This is a genomic window from Mesorhizobium sp. IMUNJ 23232 (assembly GCF_044326205.1).
In the GTDB taxonomy this organism is placed as follows: domain Bacteria; phylum Pseudomonadota; class Alphaproteobacteria; order Rhizobiales; family Rhizobiaceae; genus Kumtagia.
This window is the reverse complement of the sequence record NZ_JBIRCY010000001.1, coordinates 267,979-287,740: the sequence shown is the minus strand read 5'-3', so window position 1 is coordinate 287,740 and position 19,762 is coordinate 267,979. Positions and strand designations below refer to the sequence as shown.

Here is a 19,762-nt window from a genome sequence, read left to right as displayed (position 1 = left end):
GCGGCCATACGTACCCATATGCAGGGCTGCGAATGCCCCGGCGCAATCGGCAAACGGAAACGATCATGTCGAAGTTCAGGTTCCATAAGGTGGCTGCGGTCGTCGTGCTGGTCGCTTTCGCCGGCTGGATGGGAACGGGCCGGTTCTCTTCGGTCGGCAGCGCCGCGCCCGAAGCCCAGGCTGCGGCCGAGAAGGCCGAGGCCGAGAAACCTCCGGTCGTCTTGCGCACGGTCGCGGTCATCACGCCGCCGCGCACCCAGCATGCGCGGGCCATCCGCATCTCCGGCCGGACCGAGGCCGAAAAGCGCGTCACGCTGGCGACCCGCGTCATGGGCGTCATCGAGAGCCTGCCGGTGAAACAGGGCGAGCGCGTCAACCGCGGCGACCTGGTGATGCGTCTGAACGCCGAGGACAAGGAGGCGGCGATCCGCATGGCTGAGAGCGTTGTCGTGCAGCGGCAGGCCGAGGCCGACGCCGCCGAGAAGCTGGTGAAGGGCGGCAACGCGCCAAAACTCCAGGCCGACCAGGCGCGCGCCGCCCTTGCCACGGCCCAGTCGCAACTGGAGGGCGCAAAGGCGGAGCTTGCCAACTACGAGATCTATGCGCCGTTCAACGGCCTGATCGACCGCGTTCCCGTTCAGCGCGGCAGCGCTATCCTGGCGGGCGCCGAGGTGGCGACACTGATCAACCTCGACCCGCTGCTGGCCATCGGCGAAGTGAGCGAGCGCGACCTGCAATACATCAAGGTCGGCGGCGAGGCGGATATCCAGCTCGTCGACGGCAAGAAGCTCAAGGGCACGTTGCGCTACATCAGCCGCGACGCCTCGGCCACGACGCGCACCTTCCGCATCGAGGTGGCGATCCCCAACGAGGACAAGGCGCTGCCCGCCGGCATGACCGCCGAGGTCACGCTGCGCGGGCAGCCGACGGACGCCGTCATGCTGCCGCGCTCCGTGGTGACGCTGTCCGACGCTGGCGACATCGGCATCCGCGCGGTCGACAAGGACGACAAGGTCGTGTTCTTCCCGATCGACATCGTCGACGACACGCCGACAGGCTTGGTGCTTGGCGGCATTCCGGCCGACGCGCGCGTCATTGTCGCCGGACAGGATCTTGTCGCCGAGGGCGCCCATGTGAAGGCTGTGCCAGCCGACGAGGCGATGCTCAAGAAGCTGGTCGGCGAAGCCGCCGGCATCAACTAAGTCCGGGGAAGGCAGGGACGAGCAGTCATGGATATCGTCAAGCTTGCCATACGCAACGCACGGCTGACCCTGTCGGTCCTCCTCTTCCTGGTGATCGCCGGGGCGGTGGCCTACAATTCCGTGCCGAAAGAGGCCGAGCCGGATGTCGCCATCCCGATCATGTATGTCAGCCTCGTCTACCAGGGCATCTCGCCCGAGGATGCCGAGCGCCTGCTGCTGCGGCCGGTGGAATCGCAGCTGAAGAGCCTCAAGGGGCTCAAGGAGATGAAGTCCAACGCCTTCCAGGGCGGCGCCAATGTCATCGTCGAGTTCGACCCGTCGGTCGACCTGGGCGACGCGCTGATCGATACCCGCAACAAGGTCCAGGACGCCAAGCGTGATCTGCCGGCGGGCGTTGAGGAGCCGACCGTCAACGAGGTCAACCTTTCCGAATTCCCAGTGGTCTTCGTCACGCTCTCCGGCGATATTCCGGAACGCGTGCTGACCGCGGCGGCAAAAACCTTGCGCGACCGCATCGAGGAAGTGCCGGGCGTTCTGGAGGGCGAAATCCAGGGCTCGCGCGACGAACTCGTCGAAGCGATCATCGATCCGATGCGGCTTGCCTCCTACGGGCTGCAGCTCGACCAGATGATCCAGGGAATCGGCGCCTCCAACAGCCTTGTCGCCGCTGGCGCGATCGAGGGTTCGGAAGGCAAATACGCGGTCAAGGTGCCGGCGCTGATCGAAACGCCGGAGGATGTCGCCAACCTTCCGGTCGTCGCCGGCCAGGATGCCGTAGTGCGCGTCCGAGACCTCGCCACCGTGCGTTCGACCTTCAAGGATGCCGAGACGATCGCCCGCATCGACGGCCGGAGCGCCATCACCATTGCCGTGAAGAAGCGCATCGGCGCCAATGTGGTGCAGACGATCGAGGGCTCCAAGAAGGTCGCCGAGGAGTTCGTCGCCCAGAACAAGCAGACGCTGCCCGACCTCGCGGTGACCTACACCCAGGACAAGTCGATCTTCGTCAACCAGTTGCTCAACGACCTGCAGAACCATGTGCTGATCGCGGTCATCCTGGTCTTCATCGTCATCCTGTACGCACTGTCCGGCCGGGCCTCGCTGCTGATCGGCCTCGCCATCCCGTCGTCGTTCCTGATGGGCATCCTGCTGCTCGCGCTGATGGGCTACACGATCAACATGATCGTGCTGTTCAGCCTGATCCTGGCGGTCGGCATGCTCGTCGACGACGCCATCATCGTCACCGAATACGCCGAGCGGCGGATGGGCGAAGGCATGCCGAAGGCGCAGGCCTTCGAGGAAGCGGCCAAGCGCATGGCCGGCCCGGTCATCGCGGCGACGCTGACGCGTATCGCCGCCTTCTCGCCGCTGCTGTTCTGGCCGGGCATCGTCGGCGATTTCATGAAATACCTGCCGATCACGCTGATCGTCACGCTGGCGGCATCGATGGCCTATGCGCTGATCTTCGCGCCGGCGATCGGCGCCATGATCGGCAAGGCCCCCCTGCATGGCGAACACGAAAACCGCGACGGCGCCTATATGGCGGTGGTCAAGACCGCCGTGCACTGGCCGATCACGGCGCTGGTGCTGACCGTGCTGCTGCTCGGCGGCGGCATGTTCGCCTATGTCAAATACGGCAATGGCGTCGAATTCTTCCCGCAGGTTGAACCGGACTACGGCCTGCTCTACGTCCACGCCCGCGGCAACCTCTCGCTAGAGGAGATGGACGCAGCAACGCGCGTCGCCGAGGAGCGCATGCTCGGCTGGCCGGGCATCAAGTCGGTTCTGACCAAGGTCGGCAAGACGCGCGGCGGGGAAGATATCCCCGAGGACGTTGTCGGCGTCATCAACTACGAATTCATTGACTGGCGCGAGCGCAAGTCGGCGCATCAGATCCTCGATGAATTGCGCGTCGCCATGGCAGGCATTCCAGGCGTCGATGTCGAGGTGCGCGTCCCGGATGCGGGGCCGCCGACCGGCAAGGCGATCCAGGTCCAGCTCTCGGCAACCGACCCGACCGGGCTCAACGAATACGCAAAGCAGGTCGCTGGCGCGGTGGCGAAAGTGCCCGGAGTCATCGACCTGTCCGACGGTCTTCCACCGCCCGGTGTCGACTGGGCGCTGCAGATCGACCGGTCGAAGGCCGCGCAATACGGCGTGTCGCCCGTCGCTGTCGGCACTGTCGTGCAACTCGTCACCACGGGCCTCAAGCTGACCGACTACCGGCCGCCGGGCGCCGACGACGCCGTGGACATAAGGCTGCGCCTGCCCGAGGATCGCCGCACGCTGTCGGCGCTCGACGATCTGCGCGTCGAGACGGCGGAAGGCTCGGTGCCGATCTCGAACTTCGTCACGCGCAAGCCGGAACCCACCGTCGGTGTGCTCAACCGCATCGACGGCAAACGCACCATCACCATCCAGGCCAATGTCGCATCGGGTTTCCAGGTGGCGGAGGTGCAGGCCGCGGTCAGCAAGGTTGTCGGCGACATGGCCAAGACCGGCGTCGACTGGAAACTCGCCGGCTCCAACGAGGACAGCGCCGAGGCCGGCGCATTCCTGATGAGCGCGTTCGGCGCGGCGATGTTCCTGATCTTCATCGTGCTGCTCGCGCAGTTCAACAAATTCACCAGCGTCATCCTTGTCCTGACCTGCGTGGTGATGGCGATCGTCGGCGCGTTGCTGGGCATGTTGCTTACCGGACAGACCTTCGTCATCGTCATGTCCGGCATCGGCTTCATCGCGCTGGCCGGCGTCGTGGTGAACAACAACATCGTGCTGATCGACACCTACGACCGGCTGCGCGAGGAGGGTTGGGAGAAGGAGGAAGCCGTTCTGCAGACCTGCCGCGAACGCGCCCGCCCGGTCGTGCTGACGGCGGTGTCGGCCATCCTCGGCGTGCTGCCGATCGCCTTCGGCCTCGGGTTGGAGATCTTCCACCAGGAGACGACGATCAACGCGCCGTCGACGCAATGGTGGATCGCGCTCTCCTCGGCCATCGTCTTCGGCCTATCCTTCGCCACAGTGCTGACGCTGATCGTCACCCCATCGATGCTGATGGTGTTTACGCGCAGCAAGAACAGCAAGGTCTACGGCTTCTTCCGCCGTGTCTTCCGGCGCAACAAGGCAGCACCGGCCGCCCCCGCATCTAAGCCGGTTGCGGCTCCGGTACCTTTCCCGAAGGCCGCCGAATAGCGGCCCTCGACTACAGGATGGCGGCCTGGCAGCCTTAGGCAAATATGCGGCCAGCGGATGCCTGGCTGGAAAGCACTCGAACCACAAGGCATTGGTCCAGCGCGATATTGTCGTCGCGACCGGTTCTCCCCGGCGCGTGAAGACGCTATGAAATCGACACAAATCAGGCGTGTGCGGCTATCCGCGAAGGAGGAACCCGCCGGTGACCGACCGCGTATCGCCCCTGGCTCCCATGGGGCATCCCGTGTTCCGGGCAATATGGTTCGCCAGCCTTGCATCCAATCTCGGCGGACTGATCCAGTCGGTTGGCGCCGCATGGCTGATGACGTCCATTTCCGCTTCCGATGACATGGTGGCGCTGGTCCAGGCCTCGACCACCCTGCCCATCATGATCTTCTCGCTCGCCGCCGGTGCCATCGCCGACAATTTCGACCGCCGCAAGGTAATGCTCGCCGCGCAACTGCTGATGTTCGCGGTATCGATCCTGCTGGCGGTCTGCGGTTACCTGAATATCCTCAATCCCTGGCTGCTGCTGGTCTTCACGTTCCTGATCGGCTGCGGCACGGCGCTCAACAATCCGTCCTGGCAGGCCTCCGTGGGCGATATGGTGCCGCGTCCCCTGCTCTCAGCCGCGGTGATCCTGAACAGCGTCAACTTCAACCTGACGCGCAGCGTCGGGCCGGCGATTGGCGGCATTATCGTTGCCACTGCAGGCGCGGCTGCCGCTTTCGCGGTCAACGTGCTGAGTTACCTGCCCTTGATCTTCGTCATCGCGCGCTGGAAGCGCGACATTGTTCCGAGCACTCTCCCTCCGGAGACGCTCGGCCCCGCCATGACGGCGGGGCTGCGCTACGTCGCCATGTCGCCGCACATCGAAAAGGTGATGCTGCGCGGTTTCGTCTTCGGCTTCAGCGCCATCGTCGTGCTGGCGATGCTGCCGCTGGTGGCGCGCGACCTGCCGGGCGGCGGTCCGCTGCTCTACGGCCTGCTGCTCGGCTGCTACGGCATAGGGGCCATCGGCGGTGCTTTCCTCGGTGGCCGGATGCGCGAGAACTGGTCGAACGAAGCGATCGCCCGCGCCGCCTTCATCGCCTTCGCCGCCAGTGCGACGACCATCTCGCTCGCTCCGAATGCCTGGATCGCCGGGTTGGGCGTCGCGATCGGCGGCGCAAGCTGGGTGTTCGCCCTGTCGATGTTCAATGTGACCGTGCAACTCTCGACACCGCGCTGGGTGCTTGGCCGGGCGCTATCGCTCTACCAGACCGCAACCTTTGGCGGCATGGCGCTGGGCGCCTGGGTCTGGGGGCTGGTGGCGGAAGAACGCGGTACGGACATCGCGCTGCTCTCGGCCGCCGGCGTCCTGCTGTTCGGTGCCGCGATCGGTTTCAAGCTGGCGCTGCCGGAAAAAACATCCGACAATCTCGACCCGCTCAACCGCTGGCAAGTTCCAAACGTCGCGCTCGATCTGCGCGGGCGCAGCGGGCCGGTCGCTATCCTGATCGAATATATTATCCGCGAGCGGGACACACGGGCCTTCCTGGAGGCCATGCACGACCGCGAACGCATCCGCCGCCGCGACGGCGCGCGACAATGGGAGCTACTGCGCGACACCGAGAAACCGGAACAATGGATCGAGTCGTACCACGTGCCAACCTGGAACGACTACGTGCGCCACAACCAGCGCCGCACCCATGCGGACGCCGTCGTCGATGACCGCATCCGCGCGCTGCACAGCGGTGGGGAACCGCCGAAAGTGCACCGCATGGTCATGCGCCCCACCGACTGGACCGAACCCGGCCTGCAGGTGAAGCCGCCGGTGGACATAGGCTAACCGGCTGCCGAAGCCTCCCACCCGGCCGCGCGGACCCGCAAGGATTCGATCTGCCGGCGCAGGCCGAAATTGAAGCGTGCGTCCGCGTTGCCGGCGGTGATTTCGCGCATGGCGAGAGCCGCCGCCGGATACCGGGCCAGCAGATCGCCTTCCTCGGAGGACAGGCCAGCCTTGTGGGCCTTCATGGACAGTGACTGCTCCTCGATCGCGAAGCCGATCACGAAATAGACGATGCCGAATGCCTCCCAGCTCGCCGTCCGGTCATCGGCGCCGGCTTCCTTGAGGCATTCTATCATGACGGAACCAACCCGGAGCACGTTCTCGGACACGGGATAGGTACCGGCAAAGACACGGGCGGCGTCGCGATGGGACAACAGCGCCCGGCGCACCTCGCCGGCCACGCGCTGAAGGCGCGCGTGCCACGCTTCGCCCGGCGGTTCCTGCCGCGCCACCGGCGCCATCAGGGCGTCCGCCATGCCTTCCAGCAGCACCTCCTTGCTGGCGAAATGCCAATAGAGCGAGGGCGCCTGTACCCGCAGCGCATCGGCCAGCTTGCGCATGGTCAACCCCTCCATTCCGACATCATCCAGCAGGTCCAGGGCGGCCGCGACGACCTCCTCCTTGACGATGCGCATCCGGCGTTCTCCTTTTTCCGGTTGACAACCTAACATCGTTAGGGAAATCTAACAACGTTAGATTGGAGTATTCGACATGAAAAAAACCTATGAAGTCATCGTCGCCGGAGCAGGCCCGTCCGGGCTCTGGCTGGCTTGCGAATTGCGGCTCGCGGGTGTCGATGTCGCCGTGATCGAGCGGCGCGCCGAGCGAAGCAGGCAGTCGCGCGCCCTCACCATGCATGGCCGGTCCCTGGAGATATTCGCCTTGCGCGGTCTCGCCGACCGGTTCCTGGCAACCGGCAAGCCGATTCCGACGGGGCATTACGCCGCGCTTGACACGCGCCTCGATTTTTCGCCGTTCGAGACGAGTTTCCCCTACACGCTGTTCATCCCGCAGGCGGCGACGGAGGAGCGGCTGGAGACGCGGGCCGCCGAACTCGGGGTCGATATCCTCCGCGGCACGGCGGTGACCGGCATCGAGGACTGTGGCGACCATGTCCTGGTCTCGACCGATGGCGGCGCCTGCTCGGCGCTTTACGTCGTCGGCGCCGACGGTGCGCGGAGCCTCGTGCGCGAACAGACAGGAATCGCCTTCGAGGGGGTTGCCGCCCGTAACACGATGATGTTGGCTGATGTCGTTCTGGGCGTGCCGCCGGCACGGCCTGTCGTCTCGGTCACGGACGAGAATGGATCGGTGATGATCGCCCCCTTGGGCGACGGGGTCCATCACCGCATTGTCCTGGTCGATCCCGAACGCATGCATGTGCCCCGATCCGAACCGGTGACGCTGGAAGAGGTGGCCACAGCCGCCGAGCGCATCCTTGGCATCGACTGCCAGCCGGGCGATCCGATCTGGCTGTCGCGTTTCACCGACGAGACGCGGCTGGCGTCCGCCTATCGGAAGGGCCGGGTGATGCTGGTCGGAGACGCCGCGCACATTCATGCGCCGATGGGCGGACAGGGCATGAATGTCGGCATCCAGGATGCGATGAACCTCGGCTGGAAGCTGGCAGCCGTGGTGAGGGGACGCGCACCGGAAATCCTGCTCGATTCCTACGAGGCGGAGCGCCGTCCGGTCGGCCAGACGCTGTACGCCAACACGCTGGCACAGGCCGGGCTCGTTACCCGCTTCGATCCGGCGACATTGGCGCTGCGCGCCACGCTGAACGACCTGCTCGCCATCCCCGCCGCCAATCGTCGCCTAGCCGGAGAGTTATCGGGTTTCGACCTGGCCTACGGGGCCTGGATGGCGACGACCCGCGCCAGCGGGCATCTCGCTGCAGGCGGGCGCGTGCCGGATGTGAGCCTGACGACAACAGGCGAGAGGGAGAGAAACCTGTATCGGCTGCTGGAGGCGGGCGACTGGCTGCACCTGGCATTCGATGCCGGGGCCGAAGCCCCCTCGCCGGCATGGCTCGATGCGAACGCCGTCCGATCCGTCTCCGCCACGCCGAAGGACGACGGCATCTTTGCCGGCGTCCGGGCCGCTCTCGTTCGCCCGGACGGCTACGCCGCCGCGGTCGCCCGCCATTAAGCCGGAGATGACATTCGTGGAAAAGCTCAATCCCGTGGAACTCACCCAAGCCTTCTCGCATCTCATCGCGCAGATCGCCGTTGGCCCGCCGGGCGCCCGTCTCGCGGCGATCTCCGGACAGGTGGCAATCGATGCCTCTAGCGCCCTTGTCGGTGGCGCCGACCATGCCGCACAGGCGCGCCAGTGCTTCACGAACATTCGCGCGGCGCTCGCCGCCCTCAACGCCAGCACGCATGATATGCTGCAGATGAGAATCCATGTCGTCGGACATAGGCCCGACCTCGTCCCGCTGATCTTCGCCGCCGGTCACGACGTCTTCGGCGAGGACTGGCCTGTCTGCGCCAGCACATGGATCGGTGTGGAAACGCTCGCCATGCCCGAATGGCTCGTCGAGATCGATGCGCTGGTATCTGTGGGCTGTACCGGCCTCTGTCCGGTGCTCCGGTGGCGACGCCTGGGACGTTTCGAACTGGGCGGCGCGCTTTGAGGCTGCGCGCCGCTCCTATCCATCGATGGCGCGACGGCGCGCGCCATTGACAAGTATTGCAGCATCCTCCACCTCATGGGCGGATTTCATCGACGACGAGGCCAGCCGGCCATGACCGGATACCAATCCTTCCCCTTGCCGCGGAGGCGATCCGTCGGCGTGAATGTGGGCGGCGTCATGGTGGGCGGCGACGCGCCGGTGGTGGTCCAGTCGATGACCAACACAGACACCGCCGACGTCGACGGCACGGTGGCGCAGGTCGCCGCATTGGCCAAGGCCGGTTCGGAGATTGTCCGCATCACCGTCGACCGCGACGAGAGCGCCGCGGCCGTTCCCGGCATCCGCGAAAGGCTCGACCGGCTGGGCATCAACGTGCCGCTGGTCGGTGACTTCCACTATATCGGCCACAAGCTGCTGGCAGACCATCCGGCCTGCGCCGAGGCGCTGGCGAAATACCGCATCAACCCCGGCAATGTCGGCTTCAAGGAGAAGAAGGACCGCCAGTTCGGCGCGATCGTCGAGATGGCGATCCGCTACGACAAGCCGGTCCGTATCGGCGTCAACTGGGGTTCGCTCGATCAGGAATTGCTGACGGCCCTGATGGACGAGAACCAGAAGAACGGTGCGCCGCTCACCGCCGACGAGGTGACGCGCGAAGCCATCGTGCGCTCGGCGCTGCTCTCGGCGGAGGCGGCGGAAGAAATCGGCCTGCCGCGCGACAAGATCATTTTGTCGGCTAAGGTCAGCCGCGTCCAGGACCTCGTCGCCGTCTATACCGAACTCGCCAGCCGCTCCGACCATGCGCTGCATCTCGGCCTGACCGAGGCCGGCATGGGCTCGAAGGGCATCGTTGCGTCCTCGGCCGCCATGGGCATTTTGCTGCAGCAAGGCATCGGCGACACGATCCGCATCTCGCTGACCCCCGAGCCGAACGGCGACCGCACCCGCGAGGTGCAGGTGGCGCAGGAACTGCTGCAGACCATGGGTTTCCGCCAGTTCGTGCCGGTCGTAGCCGCCTGCCCTGGATGCGGCCGCACCACCTCGACGGTGTTTCAGGAACTCGCCCAGAACATCCAGGCCGACCTGCGCAAGAACATGCCGGTGTGGCGCGACAAATATCCGGGCGTCGAGGAATTGAAGGTCGCCGTCATGGGCTGCATCGTCAACGGCCCTGGCGAATCAAAACATGCCGACATCGGCATCTCGCTGCCCGGCACCGGCGAAACGCCATCGGCCCCGGTCTTCATCGACGGGCGCAAGGCGGCCACCTTGCGCGGCCCCAACATCGCCCAGGATTTCGAAAAAATGGTCGCCGACTACATCGAGACGCGTTTCGGCCAGTCCGGCAGGCAGGCGGCGGAGTAAGAGTATGCTCGGGCGCGCGGTCCATATCGGGCTGTCGCTTCCAAGGCTTTTCCATGTGCGGTTCTGGCGGGTTTCGCCGCTCGCCCTGCTGTTCGGGTTCTGTCTCGGCGACGGCACGGCCCTCGCCGACCCGCCGAAATCCCGCATCATGACGACGGCACGCATCTGCGACATGATCGACATCCATGCCCGCGCCAACGGCCTGCCGCGCGACTTCTTCGCACGGCTGATCTGGAAGGAGAGTCGTTTCGATCCCGATGCCGTCAGTCCGGCCGGGGCGGAAGGCATCGCCCAGTTCATGCCGGGCACCGCGAAGATGCGGAAGCTGAAAAATTCCTTCGACGTCACCCAGGCGCTTCCCGCCTCCGCAAAATATCTTGCCGAATTGAAGACGGGCTTCGGCAACCTCGGGCTCGCCGCGGCAGCCTACAATGCCGGCGAAACGCGGGTGACCCGCTGGCTGACGTCGGGCGGCTTCCTGCCGCTGGAGACCGACGAGTATGTTCTCGACATCATGGGCGAACCCGCCGACAATTTTTCGGAGCGCAGCTACCTCGGCACGATACGGCCTCTCGATCCGAAGCGGGCGTTCCACGAAGCCTGCCGCAACATGCGCACCATCTATGCCCAGACCATCGCCATGGCGACCATTGCGACAAAACCCTGGGGCGTGCAGGTCGCCGGCAATTTCCGCCGCGCGGCTGCGATTAAACAATGGCAACGCGTCGCCGGTCGCTTCGGCAAGATCCTCAAAAATCCCGACCCCGTCGTCAGCCGCGTGCGCACGCCACGCGGCCGGCGCGGCATCTACGCCGTGCGTATCGGCGCCGACGACCGGGCGACGGCCAATAAGATCTGCGCCACTTTGCGCTCGGCCGGCGGCTCCTGTATCGTGATGCGCAATCGATGATGTGGTAGGTCGAGGCCGGCGCGCTAAGCCGTCTTCGCCATCACCGTCTCGCCAAGCCACGTGCCGATCTTGGCGCTCAGCCGGTCGGGCGAGACCGGTTTGGGCAGATAGTCGTCCATGCCGGCATCCAGGCATTTTTCACGGTCGCCTTTCAGCGCATGCGCGGTGACGCCGATGATCGGCGTGTGCTTGCCGGATGTCCCTTCCAGGTCGCGGATGGCGCGGCAGGCCTGATAGCCGTTCATTTCCGGCATCGACACGTCCATCAGAATCAGCCTCGGGCTGAGCGTGCGATACATTTCGACCGCCGTGCGGCCGTTTCCGGCGATGCGGTAGGAAAGGCCGAGGCCGTTGAGAATCTGGCCGAAGACGAGTTGGTTCACCTCATTGTCCTCGGCAACCAGGATTTCGATTGGCACATTGGCCGGCGTGGCACTAACCTCGCGCATGGCCGGCGTCGGGCCGCGCAGCAACGTGAAGGCCGGCGTCTCGCGCGGCGGATGCGGGACCGCTTCGCGGACATAGTGAACCCGTCCGGCCTGCGTCCGCGCCTTCTGGATGACCGCCACCAATGTCCCCAGCAGTTGCGCCGAGCGGGCCGGCTTGGTCAGGTGGGCGGCGATGCCGTAGTCGACAATCATGCGCGCGTAATCGATCTGGTCGACGGACGTGAGCAGCACGACCGGAATGGCCGACAGGCGGGAATCGGCGGCGAGCGCCCGCGCCACGTCGCTGCCGCTCATGCCCGGCATCTGGTAGTCGAGGATGATGGAATCCACCGAGGCGCCGAGTTTCTGCGCGCGGTCGAGGAAGGCGAGGCCGATCGCCCCGCTCTCGGCGGCGGCACAGTCAAACCCCCAGCTCCGCAACTGTTCCAGCAGGATCTCACGGTTGACCGGATTGTCGTCGATGACCAGCACACGGGCGCCGGTGATGTCGACCGGCACCGTATCGCCGACCGCGCCGACCTGATGGATCGGCAGCGGTACGCTGAACCAGAAAACCGAGCCGCGCCCGACCTCGCTTTCGACGCCGATGCGCCCGCCCATCAGGTCGACGAGCCGTGCCGCGATGGCGAGCCCCAGGCCGGTACCCTCGTGGCGACGGGTCGAGGAGCCGTCGACCTGCGCGAATTTCTCGAACACCGTTTGAAGTTTCTCGGCCGGAATGCCGATGCCGGTGTCCTCGACGCGCAGCTTCAGCATCAGCTTGCCATCCGCCGTTTCGCCGGAGACGTCGACCAGCACATGGCCACGTTCGGTGAACTTCACCGCGTTGCCGAGCAGGTTGGTGACGATCTGGCGGAAACGGCCGGCGTCGCCGACGACATGCGTCGGCAGGCGCGGGTCGACGCGAACGATCAGCTCAAGATTCTTTTCCGCCACGCGACTCGAGATCAGCGTCGCGACATCCTCGACCGCCTCGGCCAGCGGGAACGGAGCTGTATCCAGCGTCAACTGTCCGGCATTGATCTTGGAGAAATCGAGAATATCGTTGATGATGGTGATCAGCGCGTTGCCGGACTTCACGATGACATCGGTGAAAGTCTTCTGGCGCGGGGTCAGGTCGGTCCTGGCGAGCAATTCGGCCATGCCCAGCACGCCGTTCATCGGCGTGCGGATCTCGTGGCTCATATTGGCCAGGAATTCGGACTTCGCCCGGTCGGCCGCCTCGGCAAGATCGAGCAGGCGTTTCGTCTCGGCGAAGGCGCGGCGGATGGCATTCTCCATCGGCCGGAAGATCCACAGTGCCACAAAGGCCAGAACCGCGAGCATGAGCGCGCTGGAATAGGCAAGCAGTCTGTCCGCACGTTCAGCCACTGCCACGCGCTCGGCGTCAAGCGCGGCGCGGGCGCGCATCAGCAATGGCTGGGCGAACAGCGAGTTCTGGTTGCGGATCTCGCGGGAACTCCATTCGTCGGCCTGCCTGGCTCCGGCCAGCGAACCAAGATTGCGGATGATGTCGCGCGACGACCAGAACAGGTCGCCGTTGACCGAAGAGGATTCGACTTCGCTTTCGACCTCGGATGAAAGGCCGGGACGCACCGCTTCAAGCTGCGCGGACAGAGCATCGATTTCGGCGGAGAGCCGGGAGGCGTGACCGGCCGCCGCCGCGCCGAGGTCGGCGCGCGTCTCGTCGCGCCAGGTGCTGCTGGCGCCATCGGCAAAGCCGGCAGCACTGTTCAGATCGCGCGCCAGGGTCGCGAGGTCGAGCCCGATACGATCGACGCTGCGGCGGAAATCATTGAGGTTGTTCAGCATGAACATGATCACGGCGGTGCTCACGGCAAAAAGCACCAGCCCGGATAGATAACGTAAGCGTACCGATCGGATGAAAGTCGAATAGTTCGGCACGCCCCGCCCCCGGAAATCGGCTAAAATTTCGCCGAGCCGGATTACGCTTTATTGTCCTTAAGAATCCGTTCCAGGGCAGCTCTATCCAGGTTGCGTATGCGGTCTTGTCCGGCCTTCGGCTCGGTATTCCATGTCCCAGAGAGGCGCATCTTGCGCACACGTTCCGGCGGGAGCATCCTTGATGTGAGGGGCATTCCGGATGCCTGCGCATCCGGATGTGCTGAGGTCCGCAGCTACACATGCCGCTTTTGCCGGACGCACCGGCCGGCCGCTTCCATGGCGGCCCTTGTGAGGCGACCAACATGTTGCAGGGTGCCACGATCCACATCACGCCCAGTTGGGTGAACAGCAGGATTCCCATCGACATTGCCTGGGATCCGACGCTTCTGAGCCTGTCGCCAAAGGGGGACTGGTGGGGCATCCTCGCCCTGCTCGGGCGAACGGGAACAGATAAGGGCGAGTGGGACTGGGACCAGAGCGACCGAAAACTCTTTCTGTGGGTCGTTGTGCCGGGTTCCGGGCACCGGCGGCTTGTGGCCGCGATGTCGCAGTTCGACATGCCGCCGGTGAAAGGCGCCAGCGGCACCGGCAGCGTTCAGCCCGGTATGGTGCCCACGACGCAACCGGTGCCGTTCAATTGGGTGGTCGGCTGAGCCGCAGTCAGTGCTTCCGCTCGGCGATGAAGGTGGCGACGGATTTTAAGGTTCCGCCACTGTCGCCATAGGGCGCCAGCAGGTCATGCGCCTGCTCCACCAGACCGCTGAGCTGTTTTCGCGCCCAGTCTTCGCCGTGCAGCGCCACTAGCGTCGCCTTGCCGGCGGCGGCGTCCTTGCCGGTCGCCTTACCTACGATTTCCGGCGTGGCGGTGATGTCCAAAAGGTCGTCCGCAAGCTGGAAGGCCAGCCCGATCGCCGAGCCGAATTCGGACAGCCTCTCGCGATCGGCGGAACCCGCATCGGCAACGATTGCGCCCGCCTCGCAGGCGAACCGGATCAGCGCACCGGTCTTCATCGCCTGAAGCGTGATGATGCCCGCCTCGTCGGGCGTTTTTTTCTCGGCGGCGAGATCGAGCGCCTGCCCACCCGCCATGCCGCCGACACCGGCGGCGCGGGCCAGACCCCGCACCAGTTCGAGCTGTCGCAGCGCCGACGGCCCGGCATCGCGCGACGGAAACGACGAGGTCTCGGCGAGGATGTCGAAGGCGAGCGTCAGCAGGCTGTCGCCCGCAAGAATGGCGCTCGCCTCGTCGAAGGCGCGGTGCACCGTCGGCTGACCGCGCCGCAGGTCGTCGTCATCCATGGCCGGCAGGTCGTCATGGATCAGCGAATAGCAATGGACGCATTCCAGCGCCGCCGCGACCGTCAGCGCCGCCGATCCGTCACGGCCGAACAGCGCCGCGCTTTCCAGCACCAGGAATGGCCGCAGCCGCTTGCCGCCGTTGAGCACGCCGTGGCGCATGGCGGCAAGCAGCGTTGCCGGCCGCGTGATTTCGCCGTCGCGCGACTTGTCGGCGAGCAACTCGCGCAGCCTCTCCTCGATCTGGCGCGCGCGGCGGTCGAGGAGTTCTTCGAAGGCGGGAGCGGTCGAGGTCGTCATGCCGCCCCGTTTAGGCGATACGCCGCCGTGGTCAAGCCGCTGCTTATATGGCGGCAGGCGTTGCGCTTGCGGCCAGTGACCATTATTCCGATGGAGACAGGACGCGAAGGCGGGTGGCTTGGGCGAAACCGTTCAATCGGAGACCGGGGAGGTGGCAGCGAAGGACGGCGGCCAGGCGAGCCGGCGCGGCATCCGCTTCTGGCTACGCCGCCTGCTCAAGATCGCCGTGGTGCTGGCGCTGATCCCGGTAGTGCTGACGATCCTCTATCTGCCGCCCTTCGTCAGGCCCGTCTCGACGCTGATGCTTGCCGACCTCGTGATGCTGAAGGGTTATGACCGGCAATGGGTTTCGATCGACGACGTTTCGCCGGTTCTCATCCACTCCGTCATCATGTCGGAGGACGGCCAGTTCTGTAACCATTACGGCGTCGATCTGGGAGAGCTCAAGAAGGTCATCCTCGACCCGAGAGGCCCATCACGAGGGGCGTCGACCATCACCATGCAGTCGGTGAAGAATCTCTATCTGTGGCCTCGGCCGTTCGGAACCGTTCGGAAACTTCTCGAACTGCCCTACGCCACCTATGTCGATCTGGTGATGTCGAAACGCCGGATCATGGAAATATATCTCAACATCGCCGAATGGGGGCCGGGCATATACGGGATCGAGGCCGCCGCGCAGCATCATTTCGGCGTCTCGGCGAAGAACCTCACCCGCAAGCAGGCGGCTTTGCTGGCGGTGACCCTGCCCAATCCGATCCTGCGCAACCCCGCAAAACCGTCCCGGGACATGCGTTTTCTCGCAAACCGCGTGCAGCGCCTTGCCTCCCGCTCGGGCGACTATGTGCAATGTATCGACTGAAGCCGGGCGCTGCGGCAAAAAATGTTAGCCGCCGCGCTGGCCAAAACCCTTTCGCGCGTGTATAGGCACGCCGGATTTCTCATACCGGCCCGGAACGCGCGGCTCCCTTTGCCAGAGCAGCCGGGTCCATTGACCGAAGGAATACAACAATGGCTGTGCCAAAAAGAAAGACTTCGCCGTCGAAGCGCGGCATGCGCCGCTCCGCAGACGCGCTCAAGGCCCCGACCTATGTCGAGGACAAGAACTCCGGCGAGATGCGCCGCCCGCACCACATCGACCTGAAGACCGGCATGTATCGCGGCCGTCAGGTTCTGGAGCCCAAGGAAAGCTGAGCATTTTCGGCTTTCGGACTGGTTTGAAGGGACCGGCCTTGCGCCGGTCTTTTTGCGTCTGGGCTCCGTGCCGCCGGACCACCGGGCTTGACGCGACTGCGGCTTGACTGGAATAGGTCGGGTCCGAAAAGCCGAGGTTCGCAAAAATGCTGGGTATGGTTCCGCTGCTGATCATCCCGTTCCTGCTCTACAATCTCGGCCTTGCCGGCCTGTTCGGCAGAACGGAAGCGGATCCCTTCGCCACCGAGATTTTCTCGGTGACCATGATGTCCGGCGGCGTCTGGAGCATGTCGGCTGGCGATCTCCTCGTCGTCATCGCCCTGGTGCTGCTGTTCGTCGAGATGATGAAATCGACGCGCTCTTCCAACGCCTCGATCGTCGACCATCTGCTCTCGACCTTCGTCTTCGTCGCCTTCCTCGTCGAGTTCCTGCTCGTGCGGGGCGCGGCGCATCCGGTCTTCTTCCTGCTGATGATGATCACGCTGATCGACGTGCTGGCCGGCTTCTCGGTGACGATCCGTACGGCAGGCCGAGACTTGAACGTCGACTGACCGATCCAACGAAGGTCATGGAGATGGCCGCAGGAGAGAGCACCGACCGCACAGATACCGCGAGGAGCGGCATAGGCGGGTTCTTCACTGCGCGCTGGAAGGGCGAAGTGCCGCTGGAAAAACTGTTCTGGCGCGACATGATCGTCATCGGCACCGCCGTGAACATCGCCGCGACCCTCGCCTCGGTCGGCCTGCTCGCCGCGAAGGTGCCGCTCTCTGTCGCGCTCGCCGTCCATTTCGGACCGCTGCCCTACAATCTCTTCCTGGCCTTCGCGGTGTGGCGCACCGCCGATCGCCGGGGCGGCTGGGCCGGATTTTTCTGCCAGACAATATCGTTGCTCTGGCTGATCGCCGCGATCGTGATCTGACGCTTCAGTCGGCTATGGCCGCGAGATATCGCGCAACCGATTCCGCAAGCACTGTCCGGGCACCGCCAATCACGTTGTTGTCCCACCAGCCGCCGTAAATGTCCGTGAACTCAAAACGCGCGAGCGCTGCCTCTATTGCCCGTATGGTGCGTGCGTTGAGCGGGATTTAGTTGGGATAGCTGTACATGAAGGAGACGCGTCGGCGTGTCGGCGTGACCTGGACGATGTCGCCCGCAAACAGGGCATTGCTGCCCTGGCGTTTCCAGTGCAAAACTTGCCCGCCGGCGAAATGACCGCCGCAGCGCACCAGCGTCAGCGACGGGTTGAGCGCCAGCGTTTCGCCTTCCCAGAAGTGAATCGCGGGATCGGGGCGCATCACCCACTGCCGGTCTGCCTCATGAATGTGGATCGGCACGCCGTCAAAGGCCCGGCTCCAGTCCACCATCGCCGAATAGAAATGCAGATGGGAGATGGCGATCGCCTGCAATCCGCTGCGCCGCCCGATCTCGGTGACCGCCTCGTCGGTGACCATGCTGACGCAGTCCCACAGCACATTGCCGTGCGGCGTTTCGGCCAACAGCGCGCGCTGGCCGATGGCGAAGCGCGGCGAAATCCCGAAGCCGAGCACGCCGACATCTTCGCGCATGTCCAGCCCATGCCCGGTGGCGATTTCGGCCGGCGTCGTCCAGGCCTGACCTTCCCAGCACACCCATTGCCGCTCGTCCTCGCAAATCAGGCAATGGGTGGGCGGCGTTTCGCTCTCGGCGAACTGGACGCCGCAGGTCACGCAGATGAAATGGGCCATGACATCTGTCCTGTCGTCGAGGATGCGGAGCAGACCGGCCGCGTGCCCGGTCAGGCGCTCACGCCGGCTCAAAATTCAACGCGACGCCGTTGATGCAGTAGCGCAGATAGGTCGGCGGCGGACCGTCCTCGAAGACATGGCCGAGATGGCTGCCGCAGCGCGAGCAGTGGCACTCGGTGCGCACCATGCCGTAGCTGCGGTCGGTCGTCGTCTCGACCGAACCCGGAACCGGGTCGTTGAAGCTCGGCCAGCCGGTGCCGCTCTCGAATTTCAGCTTGGATTCGAACAGAGGCTGGTCGCAGCCCGCGCATTTGAAGGTGCCTGCGCGCTTTTCATGAAGCAGCGCGCAACTGCCCGGCCGCTCGGTGCCGTGGTTGCGCATCACGGCATATTGCTCGGGGCTGAGCAGCGCGCGCCATTCGGCGTCGGTGCGGGTCACGGGATAGCTGTGGCTGTCCATTGCAGTCTCCTGGCTCGGAAATTTGTCATGTGTGCTGTTCGCCAAATATAGGCATTCGTTTCGCCTGCCCGCCATGGGCCAGGATCATCTTCCTGTGTTGGCGTGTCTCAATGCCTCCTCGACAGTTCCTTTGTCGCCGCCTCCAGGCCGGCCAGTGTCAGCGGATACATGCGGTCAGAAAATGTCTCGCGGATCAGGCCGATCGAGTGCGTGTAGTCCCAGTGCTTGCGTGGGACCGGGTTCAGCCACACCGCGTTCGGCCATTGCGCGAGCACGCGAGCCAGCCAGACGGCGCCGGCTTCCGGGTTCCAGTGTTCGACCGAGCCTCCCGCCATGGTCACCTCGTAGGGGCTCATCGAGGCGTCGCCGACAAAAATAACCTTGTAGTCGTGGCCGTATTTGTGCAGCACGTCGAGCGTCGGGATGACCTCGGCATGGCGGCGGCGGTTGTCCTTCCAGACAACCTCGTAGAGGCAGTTGTGGAAATAGAAATATTCGAGTTGGCGGAATTCCGCGCGCGCCGCCGAGAACAGTTCCTCGACGATTTTTATATGGTCGTCCATCGAGCCGCCGACATCGAAGAACATCAGCAGCTTCACCGCGTTGCGCCGCTCCGGCCGCGTCTTCACGTCGAGATAGCCGTGTTCGGCGGTGGCGTGGATCGTGCCGGGCAGGTCCAGTTCCTCTACCGCTCCGTCACGCACCCAGCGGCGCAGGCGCTTCAGCGCCACCTTGACGTTGCGGGTGCCAAGCTCGACGGAATCGTCGAAGTTCTTGAACTCGCGCTTGTCCCACACTTTTACCGCGCGCCGGTTGCGGCTCTCGTGCTGGCCGATGCGGATGCCTTCGGGATTGTAGCCATAGGCACCGAAGGGCGAGGTGCCAGCCGTGCCGATCCATTTTGATCCGCCCTGATGCCGGCCCTTTTGTTCCTCCAGCTGCTTCTTCAGCGTCTCCATCAGCTTTTCCCAGCCGCCGAGCGCTTCGACGAGTTTTTTCTCCTCGTCGGTGAGATGCTTTTCCGCCAGCCGCCGCAGCCACTCCTCGGGAAGCGTGGCAACATCGATCGCCGCCTCGCCGGCCAGCGCCTCGACGCCCTTGAAGACATGGGCGAAAACTTGGTCGAAGCGGTCGATATGACGCTCGTCCTTAACCAGCGCCGAGCGGGCCAGATAGTAAAAACCTTCGACGTCATAGTCGACCAACCCGGCTTCCATGCCTTCGAGCAAGGTCAGGTATTCTCGGAGCGAGACCGGGACGCGGGCGGCTTTGAGTTCGAGGAAGAAGGGGAGGAACATG

The 19,762-nt window shown here is 64.8% G+C and carries 17 protein-coding genes and 1 pseudogene; 12 read left to right on the top strand and 6 right to left on the bottom strand.

Translation table 11 applies throughout. The annotated features are described in order from the left end of the window. Positions 1-65: 65 nt before the first annotated feature. The 3 genes from ACH196_RS01370 (at position 66) to ACH196_RS01360 (ending at position 6,225) form a co-directional block, all read left to right on the top strand. Positions 66-1,202 carry an efflux RND transporter periplasmic adaptor subunit gene (locus ACH196_RS01370; protein ID WP_396644250.1) on the top strand — a complete coding sequence of 379 codons (1,137 nt, stop codon included), beginning with the start codon at positions 66-68 and terminating at the stop codon, positions 1,200-1,202. A 27-nt stretch (positions 1,203-1,229) separates the two neighbouring features. Continuing rightward, complete coding sequence (locus ACH196_RS01365) at positions 1,230-4,394, top strand: efflux RND transporter permease subunit (RefSeq protein ID WP_396644248.1); 3,165 nt, start codon at positions 1,230-1,232, stop codon at positions 4,392-4,394. 202 nt (positions 4,395-4,596) lie between these two features. After that, entirely contained in the window at positions 4,597-6,225 is a 1,629-nt protein-coding gene (locus ACH196_RS01360; protein ID WP_396644246.1) for an MFS transporter, read from the top strand. On the opposite strand, the gene ACH196_RS01355 is transcribed toward ACH196_RS01360, so the two are convergent. Next, positions 6,222-6,860 carry a TetR/AcrR family transcriptional regulator C-terminal domain-containing protein gene (locus ACH196_RS01355; protein ID WP_396644244.1) on the bottom strand — a complete coding sequence of 213 codons (639 nt, stop codon included), beginning with the start codon at positions 6,858-6,860 and terminating at the stop codon, positions 6,222-6,224. The two genes, ACH196_RS01360 and ACH196_RS01355, sit on opposite strands and share 4 nt — an antisense overlap. Before the next feature lie 76 nt (positions 6,861-6,936). On the opposite strand from ACH196_RS01355, the gene ACH196_RS01350 reads away from it, so the two are divergent. The 4 genes from ACH196_RS01350 (at position 6,937) to ACH196_RS01335 (ending at position 11,138) form a co-directional block, all read left to right on the top strand. After that, positions 6,937-8,376 carry an FAD-dependent monooxygenase gene (locus tag ACH196_RS01350; RefSeq protein WP_396644242.1) on the top strand — a complete coding sequence of 480 codons (1,440 nt, stop codon included), beginning with the start codon at positions 6,937-6,939 and terminating at the stop codon, positions 8,374-8,376. A 16-nt stretch (positions 8,377-8,392) separates the two neighbouring features. Beyond that, entirely contained in the window at positions 8,393-8,863 is a 471-nt protein-coding gene (locus tag ACH196_RS01345) for a RidA family protein (RefSeq protein ID WP_396644240.1), read from the top strand. Positions 8,864-8,974: 111 nt separating this feature from the next. Continuing rightward, positions 8,975-10,228: a flavodoxin-dependent (E)-4-hydroxy-3-methylbut-2-enyl-diphosphate synthase gene (ispG, locus tag ACH196_RS01340; RefSeq protein ID WP_396644238.1), complete on the top strand. Its 1,254-nt coding sequence runs from the start codon at positions 8,975-8,977 to the stop codon at positions 10,226-10,228. A gap of 4 nt (positions 10,229-10,232) precedes the next feature. Then, entirely contained in the window at positions 10,233-11,138 is a 906-nt protein-coding gene (locus ACH196_RS01335) for a lytic transglycosylase domain-containing protein (protein WP_396644236.1), read from the top strand. Positions 11,139-11,161: 23 nt separating this feature from the next. Here ACH196_RS01335 and ACH196_RS01330 read toward each other — a convergent pair whose 3' ends face one another. Then, on the bottom strand, positions 11,162-13,492 hold the full coding sequence (locus ACH196_RS01330) for a response regulator (RefSeq protein WP_396644234.1): 2,331 nt from the start codon (positions 13,490-13,492) through the stop codon (positions 11,162-11,164). Between the two features lie 239 nt (positions 13,493-13,731). On the opposite strand from ACH196_RS01330, the gene ACH196_RS01325 reads away from it, so the two are divergent. Continuing rightward, the gene (locus ACH196_RS01325) at positions 13,732-14,145 is read left to right on the top strand and encodes a hypothetical protein (protein ID WP_396644232.1); all 414 of its coding nucleotides are present in this window, start codon (positions 13,732-13,734) and stop codon (positions 14,143-14,145) included. A gap of 7 nt (positions 14,146-14,152) precedes the next feature. On the opposite strand, the gene ACH196_RS01320 is transcribed toward ACH196_RS01325, so the two are convergent. After that, a complete protein-coding gene (locus ACH196_RS01320; RefSeq protein ID WP_396644230.1) occupies positions 14,153-15,088 on the bottom strand; it encodes a polyprenyl synthetase family protein in 936 nt (311 codons plus the stop codon). Positions 15,089-15,239: 151 nt separating this feature from the next. On the opposite strand from ACH196_RS01320, the gene ACH196_RS01315 reads away from it, so the two are divergent. The 4 genes from ACH196_RS01315 (at position 15,240) to ACH196_RS01300 (ending at position 17,198) form a co-directional block, all read left to right on the top strand. Beyond that, complete coding sequence (locus ACH196_RS01315; protein WP_396644228.1) at positions 15,240-15,947, top strand: biosynthetic peptidoglycan transglycosylase; 708 nt, start codon at positions 15,240-15,242, stop codon at positions 15,945-15,947. 149 nt (positions 15,948-16,096) lie between these two features. Then, positions 16,097-16,279: a 50S ribosomal protein L32 gene (rpmF, locus tag ACH196_RS01310; RefSeq protein WP_006203806.1), complete on the top strand. Its 183-nt coding sequence runs from the start codon at positions 16,097-16,099 to the stop codon at positions 16,277-16,279. 146 nt (positions 16,280-16,425) lie between these two features. Beyond that, positions 16,426-16,830 carry a hypothetical protein gene (locus ACH196_RS01305; protein WP_396644219.1) on the top strand — a complete coding sequence of 135 codons (405 nt, stop codon included), beginning with the start codon at positions 16,426-16,428 and terminating at the stop codon, positions 16,828-16,830. Between the two features lie 23 nt (positions 16,831-16,853). Beyond that, positions 16,854-17,198 (top strand): hypothetical protein, encoded by a 345-nt coding sequence (locus ACH196_RS01300; protein WP_396644218.1) that lies wholly within the window; start codon positions 16,854-16,856, stop codon positions 17,196-17,198. Positions 17,199-17,202: 4 nt separating this feature from the next. Here ACH196_RS01300 and ACH196_RS01295 read toward each other — a convergent pair. The 3 genes and pseudogenes from ACH196_RS01295 to ACH196_RS01285 form a co-directional block, all read right to left on the bottom strand. Continuing rightward, positions 17,203-18,003 (bottom strand): annotated as a pseudogene (locus ACH196_RS01295) (MBL fold metallo-hydrolase). A 58-nt stretch (positions 18,004-18,061) separates the two neighbouring features. After that, a complete protein-coding gene (gene msrB / locus ACH196_RS01290; protein WP_396644217.1) occupies positions 18,062-18,463 on the bottom strand; it encodes a peptide-methionine (R)-S-oxide reductase MsrB in 402 nt (133 codons plus the stop codon). A gap of 107 nt (positions 18,464-18,570) precedes the next feature. Next, on the bottom strand, positions 18,571-19,761 hold the full coding sequence (locus tag ACH196_RS01285) for a VWA domain-containing protein (RefSeq protein WP_396644215.1): 1,191 nt from the start codon (positions 19,759-19,761) through the stop codon (positions 18,571-18,573). Position 19,762: the final 1 nt, after the last annotated feature.